We start from the raw sequence: 16,029 nt of genomic DNA on the forward strand, positions 1-16,029 counted from the left end.
AAAAAACACTAAAGGAAAATTTTTGCCGACCGATAACTTAAATAACCAAGCCGGAGAGTGAAAAACATTCAAAGGTTGGAAAGTTTCTAAGTTTGAGAGTGAAAGACTCGATTTAAAGTGGGAGAACCATCATGGCACTTTATGTAAATACTAACGTAAGTTCATTGAACGCACAAAGACAATTAATGAATTCTGGTAACGCACTAGATACCTCATTTAAGCGTCTATCTTCAGGCTTTCGTATCAACAGCGCTGCTGATGATGCTGCAGGCCTACAAATTTCAGACCGTTTGACTTCACAAATCAATGGTCTTAACCAAGGTAACCGTAACGCGAATGACGGTATCTCTCTTGCACAAACTGCAGAGGGGGCGATGGACGAAGTAACTTCAATGTTCCAACGCATGCGTACCCTAGCTCAACAAGCTTCAAACGGCTCGAATACTGATGAAGACAGATTGGCGATTCAAGAAGAAATCCGCTCTTTAGCATCAGAAGTTAACCGTGTAGCAAAAGATACAACTTTTGGTGGACAAAACTTACTAGATGGTTCATACGAGGCTAACTTCCAAGTCGGTGCAGATGCTGTACAGACAATTGGTTTCAGTATGAAAAGCGTCGGTTCGTCTGCGAATGGGTCCAACTCTTTGACAGCAAATGGTGGCTTCACAATGTCTGGTATCGCGGGTATCGCTTCCGCAGTAACTGGCAAAACAATGTCAACCCTTGCTGCTGGTATTAGTAACGTTGGCACCGGTGTTACAGAAGCGACAGCTGGTTTCACCAACATGGCAGCTACCATCATCAGTGTATCGTCACAGGAAAATGCACAACAAGTGTTAGCTGCGATGGATTCAATGATTGCAGTAGTTGATAAAAAACGAGCTGAGCTTGGTGCGGTACAAAACCGGTTCCAATCAACTATTCGTAACCAATCGAATATTCAGGAAAACTTATCAGCTGCAAAATCTCGAGTGAAAGATACTGACTTTGCTCAAGAAACAGCAAGCTTGACTAAAATGCAGATTCTACAGCAGGCAAGCCAAACAATCTTAAGTCAGGCTAACCAACGTCCTCAAGCTGCATTAAGTCTACTAGGATAATTTAACTAGGATGGTAAAAGGTGCCTAAGCCAGATGGGGTATTTGCTTAGGCACCGAATTGGATGATAAAGCGGAGGAGCTAAAAAATCCAATAGCGTTCATTAAATCAATGAACACGTTAATTAAAGCACATACCATGCCAAGTTTGTGTTAGAAAAATGACACTCACTCTCAAACTTACTAAAGAGGGGCTAGCCAGCCCCTCTTTTACCATATATTAACTTCCTTTAGTTCCAACTATACAGAGCGTTATATCTGTTTTCGTGTCGCTAAATCAATGTGTGAGTACTAGATGCCCGATGCTCAGATTATTTAATCAGCTACTTCAATGCCTAGGCTATTTTATTTAAGATTTATTGGTAAGCATCGCTCACACGGTATATGAGTACCGCTCAAATAAGCACAGTAAATTGACGCTACGATGGTATCTATATCAAAATCCCAAAAGAGAAAACTATAAAGTCCATATTTATCATGGTGTTAAATTGATTTCTTTAGCTGCATTTATAACGTTTTGTCTTTTTGGCCTGTAACTTGCTTTAAACCCAGTAGAGTTAATTTTGGCGTCAAAGTGGCAATTGGTTGCCTTAGTAAAAAGAAAACCTGAAACATGCATGCCGCTTTGTCATTTAACTATCTATCAATTAGATATTGATTTGGCAAAAAGAGAGTGAGTTATGGCTTTATATGTAAATACCAATGTCAGTGCAATTAATGCACAAAGACAATTGACTAATTCAGGTAATGAACTAGATACTTCATTCAAGCGTCTATCTTCTGGTCTGCGGATAAACAGCGCTGCTGATGATGCTGCAGGTTTACAGATATCCGACCGATTAAATTCACAGATCATGGGGCTTGAACAAGGTAACCGTAATGCGAATGACGGTATTTCTCTTGCTCAAACAGCTGAAGGTGCGATGGACGAAATCACCTCTATGTTTCAGCGAATTAGGACGCTCGCGCAACAGGCAGCCAACGGCTCTAATACTGATGAAGACCGTTTGGCGATCCAAGAAGAGATTCGTCAGCTATCAGCTGAAGTAAATCGTGTCGCGACTGACACGACATTCGGTGGTCAAAACTTGCTTGATGGAACCTACTCTGCAAATTTCCAAGTAGGTGCTGATGCTGTTCAAACTATTGGCTTTAGTATGAAAGAGGTCGGGTCTACAGCTAATGGTGATAACTCCATGACTACCAACGGTGGTTTTACTATGTCTGGAATAGCAGGGATTGCGTCTGCGGTTTCAGGTAAAGGGATGTCAGTGTTGGCTGCTGGCATTAGTAATATTGGCACCGGAGTAACAGAAACGACTGCCGGTTTTACTAACATGGCTGCAACTGTGATTAGTGTTTCATCGCAAGAAAATGCACAACAAGTGCTCGCAGCGATGGACGCAATGATAGCTGTAGTGGATAAAAAACGTGCAGAGCTGGGTGCTGTTCAAAACCGCTTTCAGTCGACTATTCGAAATCAATCGAACGTATCTGAAAATCTAAACTCAGCTAAATCGCGAGTAAAAGACGCGGACTTTGCTTTAGAAACAGCAAAGTTAACGAAGAATCAAATTTTACAACAAGCTAGCCAAACTATATTAGGTCAAGCAAATCAACGGCCTCAAGCAGCTTTAAGTCTACTACAAGGCTAATGAGTTAAATTTTTCTAAAAAAAAACTAAAGCTTCCTCTTTTATAGTCGATAGAAGAGTTAGAGAACTATCAATCTAGTACTCTAACTTCTTCAATACTGCAGGGTAGGGGTATCCCGCAGCGTTGAAATATGTATTATAAAGCGGAGGCTATTATGGCTATTTACGTTAATACCAATGTCAGTTCATTGAATGCACAAAGACAATTGATGAACTCAGGTAGTGCGCTTGATACTTCTTTTAAAAGATTGTCATCAGGCTTTAGAATAAACAGTGCAAAAGATGATGCTGCAGGTATGCAGATCTCGAACCGTCTAACAGGACAAATTAATGGATTAAACCAAGGTATTCGAAATGCGAATGATGGTATTTCTCTTGCGCAAACCGCAGAGGGTGCTTTGGATGAGACGACACAAATGTTTCAGCGTATTCGTACGTTAGCGCAACAAGCATCAAATGGTTCGAATACAGACGAAGACCGATTGGCACTGCAAGAAGAAATTCGCTCGTTGGCATCGGAAGTTAACCGTGTTGCTAAAGACACAACCTTTGGTGGTCAAAATCTACTTGACGGCACCTATGATTCAAATTTCCAAGTTGGCTCTGATGCCGTTCAGACTATAAGCTTTAGTATGAAAGACATTGGCTCGTCATCGAATGGTTCTAACTCTTTGACAGCAAATGGTGGCTTCACAATGTCTGGTATCGCGGGTGTCGCTTCCGCAGTAACTGGCAAAACAATGTCAACATTGGCTGCTGGTATCAGTAATGTTGGTACTGGTGTTACGGAGGCTACCGCTGGTTTCACCAACATGGCTGCCACAGTAATTAGTGTATCTTCGCAAGAAAATGCACAGGAAGTACTGGCTGCAATGGATACCATGATTGCGGTAGTTGATAAAAAACGTGCTGAGCTTGGTGCGGTACAAAACCGATTCCAGTCAACTATTCGTAACCAGTCAAATATCCAAGAAAACTTATCAGCAGCTCAATCTCGAGTTAGAGATACCGATTTTGCTCAAGAAACTGCCAACCTGACTAAGATGCAGATTTTACAACAAGCAAGTAGCTCTATTTTGAGTCAAGCTAATCAGCGTCCACAGGTAGCACTATCGTTACTTGGGTAATATTCTGAGAAAAGCGTCAAGTTTGGGAATGTTCGCGAACTTGACGTATACTCTTTATAGGCTTTACAGGAGGTCTAGATGAGTGATGTTCAAATTTCTCAAGGGCTAAACTATTCGGTTGATAGTCAACTGAATAAGCAACCAAAACAAGAATTAAACAATGAAGGTGGTATTGCTCCAGATAGAGCAAAACCTGAAGATTCACCTGAGCATAATGGTAAAGGTGCTAGCAGTAATGAACAGTTAATATCAGAAGTTAAAGACAATTTAGCAAGATTAAACGATGTTATTCCCGTTACGGCTACGAACTTACAGTTTCAACTTGATGAAGAGGGTGATCCTCCGGTTGTTCTTGTTTTAGATAAGTCTAGCAATGAAGTAATTAGGGAAATTCCTTCAAAAGAGTTTAGGGAAGTAGCTAAGGCTTTGGAAGAGTTTGCCGATAAACTTACAAAGCGTGGCGTGTTATTTGATAAAACCGCCTGATATAGATTTGGAGGTAGATTATGCCACTTATTACATCTGCGGGTGTTGGCTCAGGGCTTGACTTAGAGTCAATCATAAAAGCTTCTGTGGATGCGGAAAACGTACCCAAGATGCAAAGGTTTGCTGCAAAGCAAGAATCACTGAAAGTTGAATTGTCTTCTGTCGGTGAGGTTAAATCTGCCATTTCAAAACTTAAAGACACAATTGAAAAACTAGCGGACATCGATAACTTTGGCAAGCGAATCGCTAATATTCGTCAACCGGATGGTGCTGAAATAATTAGCGTAACACCAACGTCAGATATTTCTACAGGTAATTTTAAGATTGCCGTAGAACAGTTGGCGCAAGGAAGCAGAGCCGTTTCTGCTGATGGTGCTTTTGCTTCAGCCGACACTGTTGTTAGTGCAAGTGGTGGTACTTTGTCTTTCTCAGCAGGTGCGGATAAATCATTTGATTTAGAAGTGACAGCTGGAATGACTCTGGCTGAGTTAAGAGATGCTATTAATGCATCAGATACTAATTTCGGTATCACTGCTAATATTATTAACACTGGCGATCCCGATGTAGGCTCCAAACTTGTTTTCACGTCAAATGTCAGTGGCGATGGAAACGACCTCGTGATTACAAGTGATACTGCTGAGCTTGATGCTATTGAGACATATGACGAGACAACAAACCCTTCTGGAGGCATGGTCATTGCCGATGCGGACAAAGCTCAAGATGCAATCATAACGGTAGATGGCCTTACAGTTAACAGCGATACAAACACATTTAAAGATGCTGTCCAAGATATGACGATAAGGGCACTCGAGGTTAGCCCTGAGGATACATCTGGTACAAAATTAACAGCTAAGTTGGACGTAGATTATGACAGAGAATCTGTCACTAAGCTCGTCGATGAGTTGATTACAAATTACAATAACCTCGTTGGAATGATTGGCTTGCAAACTCGAGCAGGAAAGCCTCTAAATGGCGATGCTTCGATGAGAGCATTGAGTGATCAGCTAGTTTCTACTCTGGGGTCTACGTTGACTGATGCTGGGCCATTTGAGTCGGTGTTTGACATGGGCCTTGGCGTTAATAAAGAAGGTTATTTAGAAAAGTCATCACTAGTTCGCAGCTTAAACGAAGCAATGGATGATAATTACGATGATATTGGTACAGCATTTGCAGGGGAAAATGGTGTAGCCAAAAAATTAGAAGAATTACTCGGAAATTACGTTGATTCAGGTGGGCTTATGAAACAACGTGAGACTAGTTTGAATGCTCAACTTGACGATTTAGAGGACGATGTCATAAATCACCAGGAGCGTATGAAGTCATTTGAAGCTGGCTTACGTCAAAAATATGCAGGGCTTGATGTACTTATCGCGCAAATGCAGCAAACTCAATCTTATTTGGGGGCTCAGCTTTCTAATCTGCCAGGCTTTACCAAATCCAAGTAATAGAGAGGATTGAACATGTATAATGCAAAAGTTAAGAATTACCAGAGAGAAGCACTTAAAACTCGAGTGGCAGGTGCAGATCGTTATGAAATAATCCAGATGTTGATGGCTGGTGCTATTGAAAAAATGGTATTGGCAAAAGTAGCTATTGATAAAAGAAATCTAGAAGCCAAATCTGAGCATATTTCAAGAGCATCAGCAATTATTGAAGCATTACGCGAATGCTTAGACTTTGATGTTGGTGGTGAAGTGACAGAAAACTTATATGCCTTATACAGTTATATGATGGATAGGCTATTAGATGCATCAGTACAAAATGATTCAGCCATCGTAGATGAAGTGTCTAACCTGTTGAAAGAAATTAAATCAGCTTGGGATGCTATCCCTGTGGATGTCCGGATTAAAACACTGAATAATGCTTCTCCAGACGCTAGTCATGGATAATCAGCATCAAGACGAGCTTGGGGAATTGTTGTGTTTGATTTTTGAACACCTTCAAAGAGGTGAGATGGAACTCGCTGAAACAGAAACCAAGAAATTTTGTTTATGTATTCAAAAACGGTCAGATTTGATAGAAGATGTTGAAGAGAAAAGGGTCTACCTAGAAGAGTCAATCGCAATGTTGAACGAAGTGATTGAACGTATGAATCAAGAAAAAAGAAGTACCCGAGAGCAGTTGCTGAAGATTCAGCGAAAACAATCCTCAATCAAGAAATATAACGAGTTCAAATAATATCATGGATCCAATTAAGTCCCAGTTAGAGACTCTTGAAGTAAAGTTAAAAGCCGTGGAAGAACAAGCGGTTAGAGAAGAGTTGTTTATAGAAGCTGCCAATTTAAAGTTTGAAAGAAACCTCAAAGCCTTCAAATTACATTTCCCAGAAATTTACGAAAAATACTTAACCTACGAGCCAAACTCGCTGTTTAACTTATTTGTTAACCCTAACGGCAGCGCCAATATTATTGATTATAAAACTGGCGTACCTATGTATAGCGAGGATCCAGTTTCACAAATTCAAAAGCAGACACAGAAAAATATCGAAAACCCAATTCTTGGACGTTTAGACCACTCCGGTGTTGCATTTGTCGAAAATGGTGATATTGAATTTCTTCATGTTGAATTGATGCGAAAATTAGGGGAAATCTTCGTTGAGACGAAATCGAACTTAGCACCATTTAAAAAGCTAGGTAGTGCAGTTCCTAACAAGATGATTTTTGGTATTGGGCTTGGCTATCACCTTGAAGACGTCATCGATGCTTGTAAAGCTGGTTACGTAAATATTTTTGAACCGAATGAAGACTACTTTTTTGCTAGTTTGTTTGTTTCCGATTGGGTTTCTATTCTTGAAAAAATTGAGGCTCAAGGCGCTTACCTTTATCTAGGTGTAGGGGTGACGGAACATGAAATTTACGAAAAGGTTTATTCACGCTCAAGGGAAATAAGCGTAGCTAGTGTCTGTCACTCTTGGTTTTATCAGCATTATCCATCAGTTGAAGTAAATAAATGGATCGCGGAATTTAAAAAGAATTATCACCAGTTCTTCGCGGGGTTTGGTTTCTTCGATGATGCTATGATCGGGATAGCTAACTCATTGGGGAATGTCAAAAACAACTGCAACTTCATGTTTTCTGCCAATGAACAGCAAGATAAAGCGCTATTGCATGATATACCAGCTGTAGTGGTTGCAAACGGTCCTTCATTAGACGCCAATATTGAACCGCTAAAACGGATCCAAGATAAAGTCATTATATTCGCGTGTAACTCAGCGACCACAGCACTAATAAAGCATGGGATTACTCCCGATTTTCACGTTGCACTGGAACGAACTAAATCAACCTATTATTTCCTCAAGCAGCATATACCCGAATCGATGCGCAAAGACTTAAACTTGCTTGTTACTAATGTGATGCATCCAGATGTGGCTGGTCTATTTGGATGGGCGGGAATGGCGCTTAAGCCTGGTGAATCAGGTACACAAATGTTACAACTATCTCACTACAGGAATGAGAATAAAGTGCTTCGGAGCCTTTCATTTTCAAACCCCCTTGTGGGTAATACTGCGCTGAGTTACGCATGTCACCTTGGGTTTAAAGAAATATATCTGTTTGGTGTGGATAATGGCTACATAGACCCTGACCACCACCATAGTAAGGCAAGCTTTTATTACAGTGAAGAAGGTGAGACTGTCATTGAGCCAACCAAAATAGGTGGGCAAGTCAGGATCCCTGGAAACTTTTGCGAAACAGTACTTTCTGATGAGTTTATGTATGTTGGCAACTGCCAAATGGAAAGGATTCTAGAGTCATTTCTTAAAGACAATGTAAACTGTTATAACTGTAGTAATGGAGCAAAGATTAAGCACTCTATACCACTTGAGAGTAAAGATATTTTGTTGCCTGAAAGGGGAATTGATAAACATCAAGTTGTGGAGCATATCAAAACTAATCTTTTCGCAGCTAATGCTGACATTGAATCTATGGAAAAGCTACTTTGCGAAGAAGAGTTTGAACAGCTGTGCGGCACAATGGTGGAGCTTTTGGAAGAAGAGTTTGATAGTCGAGAATCTGCGCAAGAAGTTTTATTGAAAAGTCTCAGGTATTTGTACTCATTTAGAAACTCTGCAGATCATTTAGGCTTGTATCAGTTGCTAGAAGGCGAGGCTCTTTATACGTCCTCAATATTAATTTCAATTCTTCATAACTTTGGTGATGATTACGAAGTGGTTCCGTATTTTAGAAAAGCGTTAAAATCTTGGGCTGACTTTCTTAAGCAGTGTCCTGAATACTACCGTCAAAGAAATAGACTTTGTCAATAAAAGTCGATACATAAAAGAGTGACAAGATTTTGTCGCGGCTCCGAAGTTAATGAGTAGACGCTTCGGAGCTAGCTTAAACCAGAAATAATAAGCGTTTGATATGACTTATTGCTTCCTACATTTCTCCTCATTTTCGTTTAAAATTAGCTGTTTATTGAAAATTCCCTTACACTTTACTGAAATCTGATTCTTGAGTTAAAACTGTCAGGTAAACTACCCTTGATTTCCTTAGGGGAGTTGTTTACTGGAGATTAAATATGACTCAAGCCAAATTTAAGGGTTAGTTACCATCTAATTGGTACTAACTTTGCTTCATCAGTGAAGTTGAAAATGTTAGTTGAGAAATCATGACGAATAAAAATACTGAAATGCAAGCAAAAGCGAAGCAACTGATCCCTGGTCTTTCACAATTGTTGTCAAAGCGACCTGACATGTTTAATCAAAGTGTGTGGCCTAGTTACTTCAGCAAAGCGAAAGGTTGTTATGTTTGGGACCTCAATGAGCAACGATATCTTGATATGTCGATATCTGGCATAGGGGCAAACATTTTAGGGTATGCTGAGCCTGCCGTCGATCAGGCTGTAATTGAAACAATTAATAATGGGGTTAGTTCTAGCTTAAACTGTCCAGAAGAGGTCATGCTGGCAGAGAAGTTAATAGAGCTGCATCCTTGGTCAGATCAAGCCCGGTTCGCAAGGTGTGGTGGAGAGGCAATGACAATTGCAGTAAGAATTGCCCGCGCCGCGACAGGAAAAGATAAAATTGCATTTTGTGGTTACCATGGCTGGCATGACTGGTACTTGGCGGCAAATGTGTCCTCGAAAGAAAACCTAGATGAGCATTTAATTGCGGGTCTATCTCCAGCGGGGGTTCCAAAGGCGTTGGCTGGCACTGCAATACCATTTTCATATAATGACATTGACTCTCTAAAAGAGGTTGTCGAGCAACATGGCCCTGAGCTGGCCGCTATTGTTATGGAGCCAATGCGTAATATTGCACCTAATTCAGAGTATTGGAGTTTCGTTGGAAAAATAGCCAAAACACTGGGTATCCCATTAATAATTGATGAAATATCGATGGGTTTCAGAATTAATTGTGGAGGGTCTCATTTACTGCTTGGTATAGAACCTGATATTGCCGTGTTTTCTAAAGCATTAGCGAATGGTTATGCGATGGCCGCAATAATCGGAAAAGAGAAGTGGATGGATGCTGCACAATCAAGTTTCATCTCCAGTACTATGTGGACGGAGCGAGTGGGTCCAACCGCAGCACTAGCAACTATACGTTATTATGAAGCAAATAACGTGCATGATCATCTTCAAAAAATTGGTGCACTGGTTAAAGCCGGTTGGCAGTCTCTTGCTGAAAAACATGGTTTGAGTATTCATATTTCTGGTATTGATGCCCTGTGTCATTTTTCTTTCGAGCATAATAACCCACTGCAGCTAAAGGCGTATTTTATAGAGCAGATGATAAACCAAGGAGTGTTAGCTACAAATATGTTCTATGCAATGTATGCACATAAAGAACTACACGTAGATGAATATCTATCTGCAGTGGACAATGCTTTTAAAGCAGTAAAGGTCGCTCTGTATGATCCTGAAATGTTGAAAGAGGTTACTCCGACAACTGCTGGTTTTAAAAGGTTAAATTAATATCAACAACTTTTTGAATACTGATATTTGATATTAGACGGGAAAGTACAAAATGACGATTGTTTCCGAGCGTTTCAAAATGAGAGGGTTAACTCCGTCCGACGCAACCGCTGATTATCTTTCATGGTTAAATAGTGATGTCAGTCAGTTTATTTTAAACCGACAACAAACGACCGACGATTTAGTGGCATATATCAATACACAAAATAATACGCCAGATACTTATTTGTATGGAATTTTTACAAAGGAAGCTGAGCAGCATATTGGCAACGTGAAGTTTATTCTTTCAGAATATTCTGGCGGAACTTCGGCTGAAATGGGGATCTTGATTGGCGATAAAAATTGGCATGGCAAGGGAGTTGCGAAAGAGGTGATTTTTGCTTTTATCACAATAGCAAAAGACAAATACAACCTTAAGAGAGTGTTTTTGGGCGTTGATAAGTCTAATGTCCCGGCTGTGAAAGCGTACATTAAAATGGGTTTCAAGACTTTGGAGCCTGATCAGCTCGATGATGAAAGTCTCTCTGGGGTTAAAATGGAATTGTTATTAAATTAGTTATTGGTTTGGCCGATAACAAAGCATTGAAGTATTTTAGTTATTAGTATGAATCAAAGTGACTCTATTTATGAAAGCTTAAAAAATAAGGACTTTCATATTATTATTCAGGCGCGCATGACATCAACTCGCTTGCCTAAAAAAGTGATGTTGCCTTTGTGTGGACGTCCAGTGCTTCAGGTTATGATTGAGCGCTTATCCCCTTTCAAAGACAAAATTATTGTAGCAACAACTAATGATGGCTCCCAAACCCCAATTACCGAACTGTGCAAGTCTTTGGGGGTAAAATTTGTTGAGGGGGATACTCACGATGTGCTGAGCAGGTATTACTTAGCAGCAGAGTTAGTTAACGCGAAACCAGATACAGTACTTGTTCGCTGTACTAGTGATTGCCCTTTGATTGATGCCTATGAAACCGCTAAGGTCGTCTCTCATTTCTTTAATATCCGCAACAATTTTGATTATGTATGCGCGGGTCCTCATTGTGGATTTCCAAATGGCCTTGACACCGAGGTATTTACATTCGCAGCGCTAGCACAAGCACATACCAGTGCTAGCCGAGATTTTGAGAGAGAGCACCTGACACAGTATATAGTGAAAAATTTGAAGGTCGCTGATTATAGTTATCATGAGGATTTATCTCATTGGCGTTTGACTTTAGACGAACCAGATGACTATCTAGCAATACAGAAAGTTTTTCAGCTCTTCGATAATAAGACTGAATTTAGTTTTCCTGAACTGAAGAGAAAATTAAAAGCGCACCCAGAAGTACTCGACATAAATAAACATGTTGAGCAAGTAAAAGTTGGATAAATATGTTTAAACAAGAGCTTAAAATAGATGGGCGTCTAGTCGGACATCAACACCCGAATTATATTATTGCTGAGATGTCAGCAAACCATGGGCAAAGCTTAAGTCGAGCCAAAGAGTTGGTTTATGCGGCAAAGGAAGCGGGTGCCGATGCAATTAAATTACAAACATATAGTGCCGACACGCTTACAATGAAGTGTGATTTACCACATTTCTTTATTAAAGATGGGCCGTGGAAAGGGCAGTATTTATACGATCTTTATCAACATGCGTATATGCCTTGGGAGTTTCATGCTGAACTTTTTGAATTAGCTAAAAAAATAGGGATTACTTGCTTTTCTTCACCATTCGATAAATCAGCTGTTGATTTATTAGAACAACTTGATGCGCCGGCATACAAAATTGCGTCTCCAGAGCTGATTGATCATCAACTTATTCGTGATGTTGCCGCAACCGGCAAGCCTATGATTATGTCTACTGGCGGTGCGACTCTGCCTGAAATTGCAGACGCAGTAAAAGTAGCAAAAGATGCCGGTGTTACTGAATTATGTCTGTTAAAGTGTACCAGTACTTATCCGGCACCTGCTGATAGTATTAATCTAAGAACAATACCACACATGCGAGAAGCTTTTTCGGTTCCTATTGGTTTGTCAGATCATACTCTAGGGAACGATGTGCCTTTAGCGTCGGTTGCTGTGGGTGGATGTGTTATCGAAAAGCACTTTGTAATGGATAAAAATGATCAAACTGCAGATAGCTTTTTCTCAATGACACCAGAAGAATTACAAAATCTTGTACATGGTGTAAGACAGATCGAGAAAGCGATGGGGCGAGTACATTACCCTGATACTCCTTGTCAAAAACGCCGTTGTGTTTACCTTATTAAGGACGTTAAATCGGGTGAAACGCTGTCTGATATGCATTTGCGACAAATGCGCCCAGGTGGAGGCGAAATTCAACCAAAGCACTTGCCATCGCTTATCGGGCGACGAGTAAATAAGTCTTTACCTGCAGGTACTCAGCTTAAATGGGAGGATTTTTGTTAATGCCTAGCGAAACTCAGTTACTTGAATTTTTTCATACCTTTCTATTAGCTCGTGGTGTAGCGGTTAAGAGTGAACAGCTACAAAGTTTTAATTTTATGGAATCCGGGTTATTAGACTCATTTGAAATGTTATCAATGGTAATGCAGATCGAAACCGACTTTGGGGTTCGTCTAACACCTGAGCAAATGTTGAGACCAGGCTCAGCGACAGTGGGTGGCCTCATTGATGTGATCTTGAGGTCTTGATGTTTGTTTTTCGTGTTAACAGCACTCAAGGAATTGGCCACTTAAAACGATGCTTGAATTTGGCTAAGGAGCTTAGTGTTCGGGGCTGTGGTAGTCATTTTATTTTAGATGAAAATGACTGTCTGAGTGACTATATCGGTGGTATCAACTACAGCGTCACCCTAATTACTCATGGGACGAGTGAATATGATGATGCCCAACAAACTTTATCTATCGCTTACCAAGTAGGTGCTGAAGCTATCGTTGTTGACTCTTATCTATTAGGTAAAGAGTGGGAAAGCCAAATTCAAGATCGATTTAAACTTGTTGTAATAGATGATTTGGGTCGTGAACATTTAGCCAATACATTAATAGATATTAGATGGCGAGGAGATCAAACCGAAGCTTATTATCATCATTTGATATCTCATGACTGTGAAACGCTTTTGGGACCTAAATATGCTTTACTTGAAAGTGTATATCACGACAGTTCGCGCGCAGATATAGAACGTTCTCATCTGCTATTTTCCCTCGGTGGTGGGGGGGATTGGGAGGTATTGACTCCTATAATTGAATTAGTGTGTGAGCTTAGGCCAAGTCAGCCAATAGAAATTGTCCTAGGACCATCTGCAACAAACTATGACTCGATAATAGCGTTGCAGCATATTTATCCACAAGTTGAAATAAACAGAAGTCCAGAAAGTTTGTACTCAAGCTTTATTAGAGCACAGTTGTTTGTTGGTGCTTTGGGTACTTCGTTGTATGAACTTGCTGCAACAAAAACACCTGCACTTACATTTAGTATGGCTAAAAATCAAGAGCACAATCAGAGCTGGTTGGATGATTTAGGACACTGTTTGCACCTGCCTGAATTTTCATCTAGTGATCCGTTGGAAGTTGTTGAATTGATTAATATATTACTTGATAATTCAGACAAGCTAGCTAAGTGCAGAAACCACAGTAAAGTTTGCGTCGATGGCCGGGGAGCTGCTAGAGTTTCAAACTATTTATTATCACAACAGACACAGTCTGAAGCGGAAGTACAGCCACTTTGTAAACGTGAATATCTACCTATAGCAGCAGATTTAACCGTCAGGATGGTAGATTTTTTTGATATTAATCGCTATTTACACGCCCGCAATAGTCAACATAATAACGTCAGAATGACTATCACGGAAGCTATCCCGACACTTGGTCACTACAAGTGGTGGCATCAAAATCAACGTGAAAACTTTGTCGTTGAATTAGATGGCAATCCTCTCATCTATATTTGGCACCAATCACTAGAGCAAAACGGACAAACATACTTATATGGCGGCTGGTTTTCAGCCCTTGAGCAGGTTAATTTTGCGTATGTCCAGTTGGCATTAAACTGGCAGCTAAAACTCTGTGAGGAAGAATATCCTGATGGTATTTGGCTTGCGGTAATCCATAAAGACAATAAATTTGTTAATTTGCTGAATCAGCATAATGGCTTTAAAGCTATTGAGGTCGATAGTCCTCATTTTCAGGTTACACAATCAATTTTCCCGTCAGCTGATCCTAAAAAGTTTAATTATGTAATGTTAACTAGAGAGAACGAGCATGGATAATATATACCACCTTTTTCATCGAAATGTGGAAAAGTCGCCAGATAAGGTGGCAATAGTATTTTCCGGAACGGAAGTTACCTATAGCTCGTTATTTAATCAAGTCTTAATTTTAAGTCGTTTTTTTAAGGATCAGGGCCTAACACCAGGGCAAAGAATTGCATTATTTGCACCCAATGGCATTGAATACCCTGTTGTATTACTAGCTGCTGCGAAATTGGGTTTAGCTGTCGTACCGTTGCCAATAACCTTAAAGGGAGCTGCGTTAGAAATAGCGCTGAAGAAGACTCCTGTAAGTATGGCCATTTGTTGGCCTACTGTTAGTCGTACTTTATTAGAAAGTGCGGTTGTGAGAGAAGATGAGGTTATAACTTTAGGTGAAAGTGTTCTCGGTGAACGTTGTTGGGAAGATATTCTCACCGGTGTAGAACATGACGAAGAATACTCGAATGCAGCGCCTGAGTTGGACTTTATTTTGACTATGACGTCAGGCTCAACAGGTTCACCAAAACCAATCGTGTTAAGTCAACAGTGTAAAATTGAACGCGCGTTTTCAGCAACGATAAATTACTATCAATTAACGTCAGATGATGTCATTTTGGTCGCAACACCGCTTTATCATTCCCTTGCCCAACGGGGGGTGTTAATGCCGTTAATGCTCGGTGCCACAACTGTGATTTTACCTAAGTTTCAGCTGCAAAGCTGGCTAGATGCTATCGAGCAGTATCAAGTAAGCTTCTTGTTTGCGGTGTCTTCACAGCTTGAGGGGTTAGTTGCCCAAAGTGTCGAAAACAAAGACATTTCCTCCGTCCGAATACTTGTGTCTTCATCAGCTGTTTTAAATACAGTTACGAAAGCGAAGTTATTAAAGTTACTTAGCTGCGAGTTTCATGAATGCTATGGTGCATCTGAAGTGGGGGTAGTAACGGACTTTTGTATTGATGATGAAAATGGAAATCAGGGCAGTGTAGGTAAACCTCTCCCATTTGTGGATGTAAAGATCTGTGACGGCCACCGAAAGCCTGTTGAAATCGGAGTCGTCGGAGAAATTGCCTGTAAAACTACAACTCAATTTTCAGGTTATTTGAAACAGTTAGAGGCCACAAAAGCTGCATATGATGATACAGGTTATTTTTACACAGGCGATTTGGGCTACCTGAATAAGGAAGGTTTTCTATTTTATGTGGGTCGCAAAAAAGAGGTAATATCAAGTGGTGGCATCAATATTTACCCACAAGATATTGAAGAGGTAATAAAGCGTCACCCCTTAGTTACTGATTGCGTTGCTTTTGGCGTTGCCGATCCTACTTTAGGAGAAGTCATTAAAGTAGTCTACGAGCAGGCGAATGTACAACAAGAAGAGAGCCTTGAGCGAGCGTTACGTAAATTATGCTTCGCTGAATTGACCGATTATCAACAGCCTCGGATTATTGAAAAGTGTGACAATTTAGCCCGAAATGCGATGGGAAAAGTACTCCGACAGCAAGTCAAAGAGACATACAGCTAGTCAGGTCGACAAGC

At 40.4% G+C, this 16,029-nt stretch carries 15 protein-coding genes; all 15 read left to right on the forward strand.

The annotated features are described in order from the left end of the window. Nucleotides 1-131: 131 nt before the first annotated feature. The 15 genes from CWC29_RS04625 (at nt 132) to CWC29_RS04695 (ending at nt 16,015) form a co-directional block, all read left to right on the forward strand. The gene (locus CWC29_RS04625) at nt 132-1,103 is read left to right on the forward strand and encodes a flagellin N-terminal helical domain-containing protein (protein WP_128727904.1); all 972 of its coding nucleotides are present in this window, start codon (nt 132-134) and stop codon (nt 1,101-1,103) included. Nucleotides 1,104-1,780: 677 nt separating this feature from the next. Next, nucleotides 1,781-2,755, forward strand: coding sequence for a flagellin N-terminal helical domain-containing protein (locus tag CWC29_RS04630; protein ID WP_128727903.1), 975 nt, complete (start codon nt 1,781-1,783; stop codon nt 2,753-2,755). Between the two features lie 154 nt (nt 2,756-2,909). After that, nucleotides 2,910-3,881, forward strand: a complete 972-nt coding sequence (locus CWC29_RS04635; protein WP_128727902.1) for a flagellin N-terminal helical domain-containing protein — start codon at nt 2,910-2,912, stop codon at nt 3,879-3,881. A 78-nt stretch (nt 3,882-3,959) separates the two neighbouring features. Then, nucleotides 3,960-4,367: a flagellar protein FlaG gene (locus tag CWC29_RS04640; RefSeq protein WP_128727901.1), complete on the forward strand. Its 408-nt coding sequence runs from the start codon at nt 3,960-3,962 to the stop codon at nt 4,365-4,367. Between the two features lie 20 nt (nt 4,368-4,387). After that, on the forward strand, nt 4,388-5,812 hold the full coding sequence (fliD, locus tag CWC29_RS04645) for a flagellar filament capping protein FliD (protein ID WP_128727900.1): 1,425 nt from the start codon (nt 4,388-4,390) through the stop codon (nt 5,810-5,812). 15 nt (nt 5,813-5,827) lie between these two features. Next, on the forward strand, nt 5,828-6,256 hold the full coding sequence (gene fliS / locus CWC29_RS04650; RefSeq protein ID WP_128727899.1) for a flagellar export chaperone FliS: 429 nt from the start codon (nt 5,828-5,830) through the stop codon (nt 6,254-6,256). After that, entirely contained in the window at nt 6,249-6,545 is a 297-nt protein-coding gene (locus tag CWC29_RS04655) for a hypothetical protein (RefSeq protein ID WP_138521931.1), read from the forward strand. Before fliS ends, CWC29_RS04655 begins: the two co-directional genes overlap by 8 nt. Nucleotides 6,546-6,549: 4 nt before the next feature. Beyond that, complete coding sequence (locus CWC29_RS04660) at nt 6,550-8,628, forward strand: motility associated factor glycosyltransferase family protein (RefSeq protein WP_128727897.1); 2,079 nt, start codon at nt 6,550-6,552, stop codon at nt 8,626-8,628. Nucleotides 8,629-8,975: 347 nt separating this feature from the next. Further along, nucleotides 8,976-10,283 (forward strand): aminotransferase class III-fold pyridoxal phosphate-dependent enzyme, encoded by a 1,308-nt coding sequence (locus CWC29_RS04665; protein WP_128727896.1) that lies wholly within the window; start codon nt 8,976-8,978, stop codon nt 10,281-10,283. A gap of 52 nt (nt 10,284-10,335) precedes the next feature. Beyond that, nucleotides 10,336-10,839 carry a GNAT family N-acetyltransferase gene (locus tag CWC29_RS04670; protein ID WP_128727895.1) on the forward strand — a complete coding sequence of 168 codons (504 nt, stop codon included), beginning with the start codon at nt 10,336-10,338 and terminating at the stop codon, nt 10,837-10,839. Nucleotides 10,840-10,887: 48 nt separating this feature from the next. Next, nucleotides 10,888-11,652: a cytidylyltransferase domain-containing protein gene (locus CWC29_RS04675; RefSeq protein WP_128727894.1), complete on the forward strand. Its 765-nt coding sequence runs from the start codon at nt 10,888-10,890 to the stop codon at nt 11,650-11,652. A gap of 2 nt (nt 11,653-11,654) precedes the next feature. Further along, nucleotides 11,655-12,695, forward strand: a complete 1,041-nt coding sequence (pseI, locus tag CWC29_RS04680) for a pseudaminic acid synthase (protein ID WP_138521933.1) — start codon at nt 11,655-11,657, stop codon at nt 12,693-12,695. Continuing rightward, nucleotides 12,695-12,940, forward strand: coding sequence for a phosphopantetheine-binding protein (locus CWC29_RS04685; RefSeq protein WP_161568698.1), 246 nt, complete (start codon nt 12,695-12,697; stop codon nt 12,938-12,940). The genes pseI and CWC29_RS04685 overlap by 1 nt, the downstream gene beginning before the upstream one ends. Then, on the forward strand, nt 12,940-14,511 hold the full coding sequence (pseG, locus tag CWC29_RS04690; RefSeq protein WP_128727891.1) for a UDP-2,4-diacetamido-2,4,6-trideoxy-beta-L-altropyranose hydrolase: 1,572 nt from the start codon (nt 12,940-12,942) through the stop codon (nt 14,509-14,511). The genes CWC29_RS04685 and pseG overlap by 1 nt, the downstream gene beginning before the upstream one ends. Next, on the forward strand, nt 14,504-16,015 hold the full coding sequence (locus tag CWC29_RS04695; protein ID WP_138521935.1) for a class I adenylate-forming enzyme family protein: 1,512 nt from the start codon (nt 14,504-14,506) through the stop codon (nt 16,013-16,015). The genes pseG and CWC29_RS04695 overlap by 8 nt, the downstream gene beginning before the upstream one ends. Nucleotides 16,016-16,029 lie beyond the last annotated feature (14 nt).

The sequence above is a fragment of the Pseudoalteromonas galatheae genome, from assembly GCF_005886105.2.
In the GTDB taxonomy this organism is placed as follows: domain Bacteria; phylum Pseudomonadota; class Gammaproteobacteria; order Enterobacterales; family Alteromonadaceae; genus Pseudoalteromonas; species Pseudoalteromonas galatheae.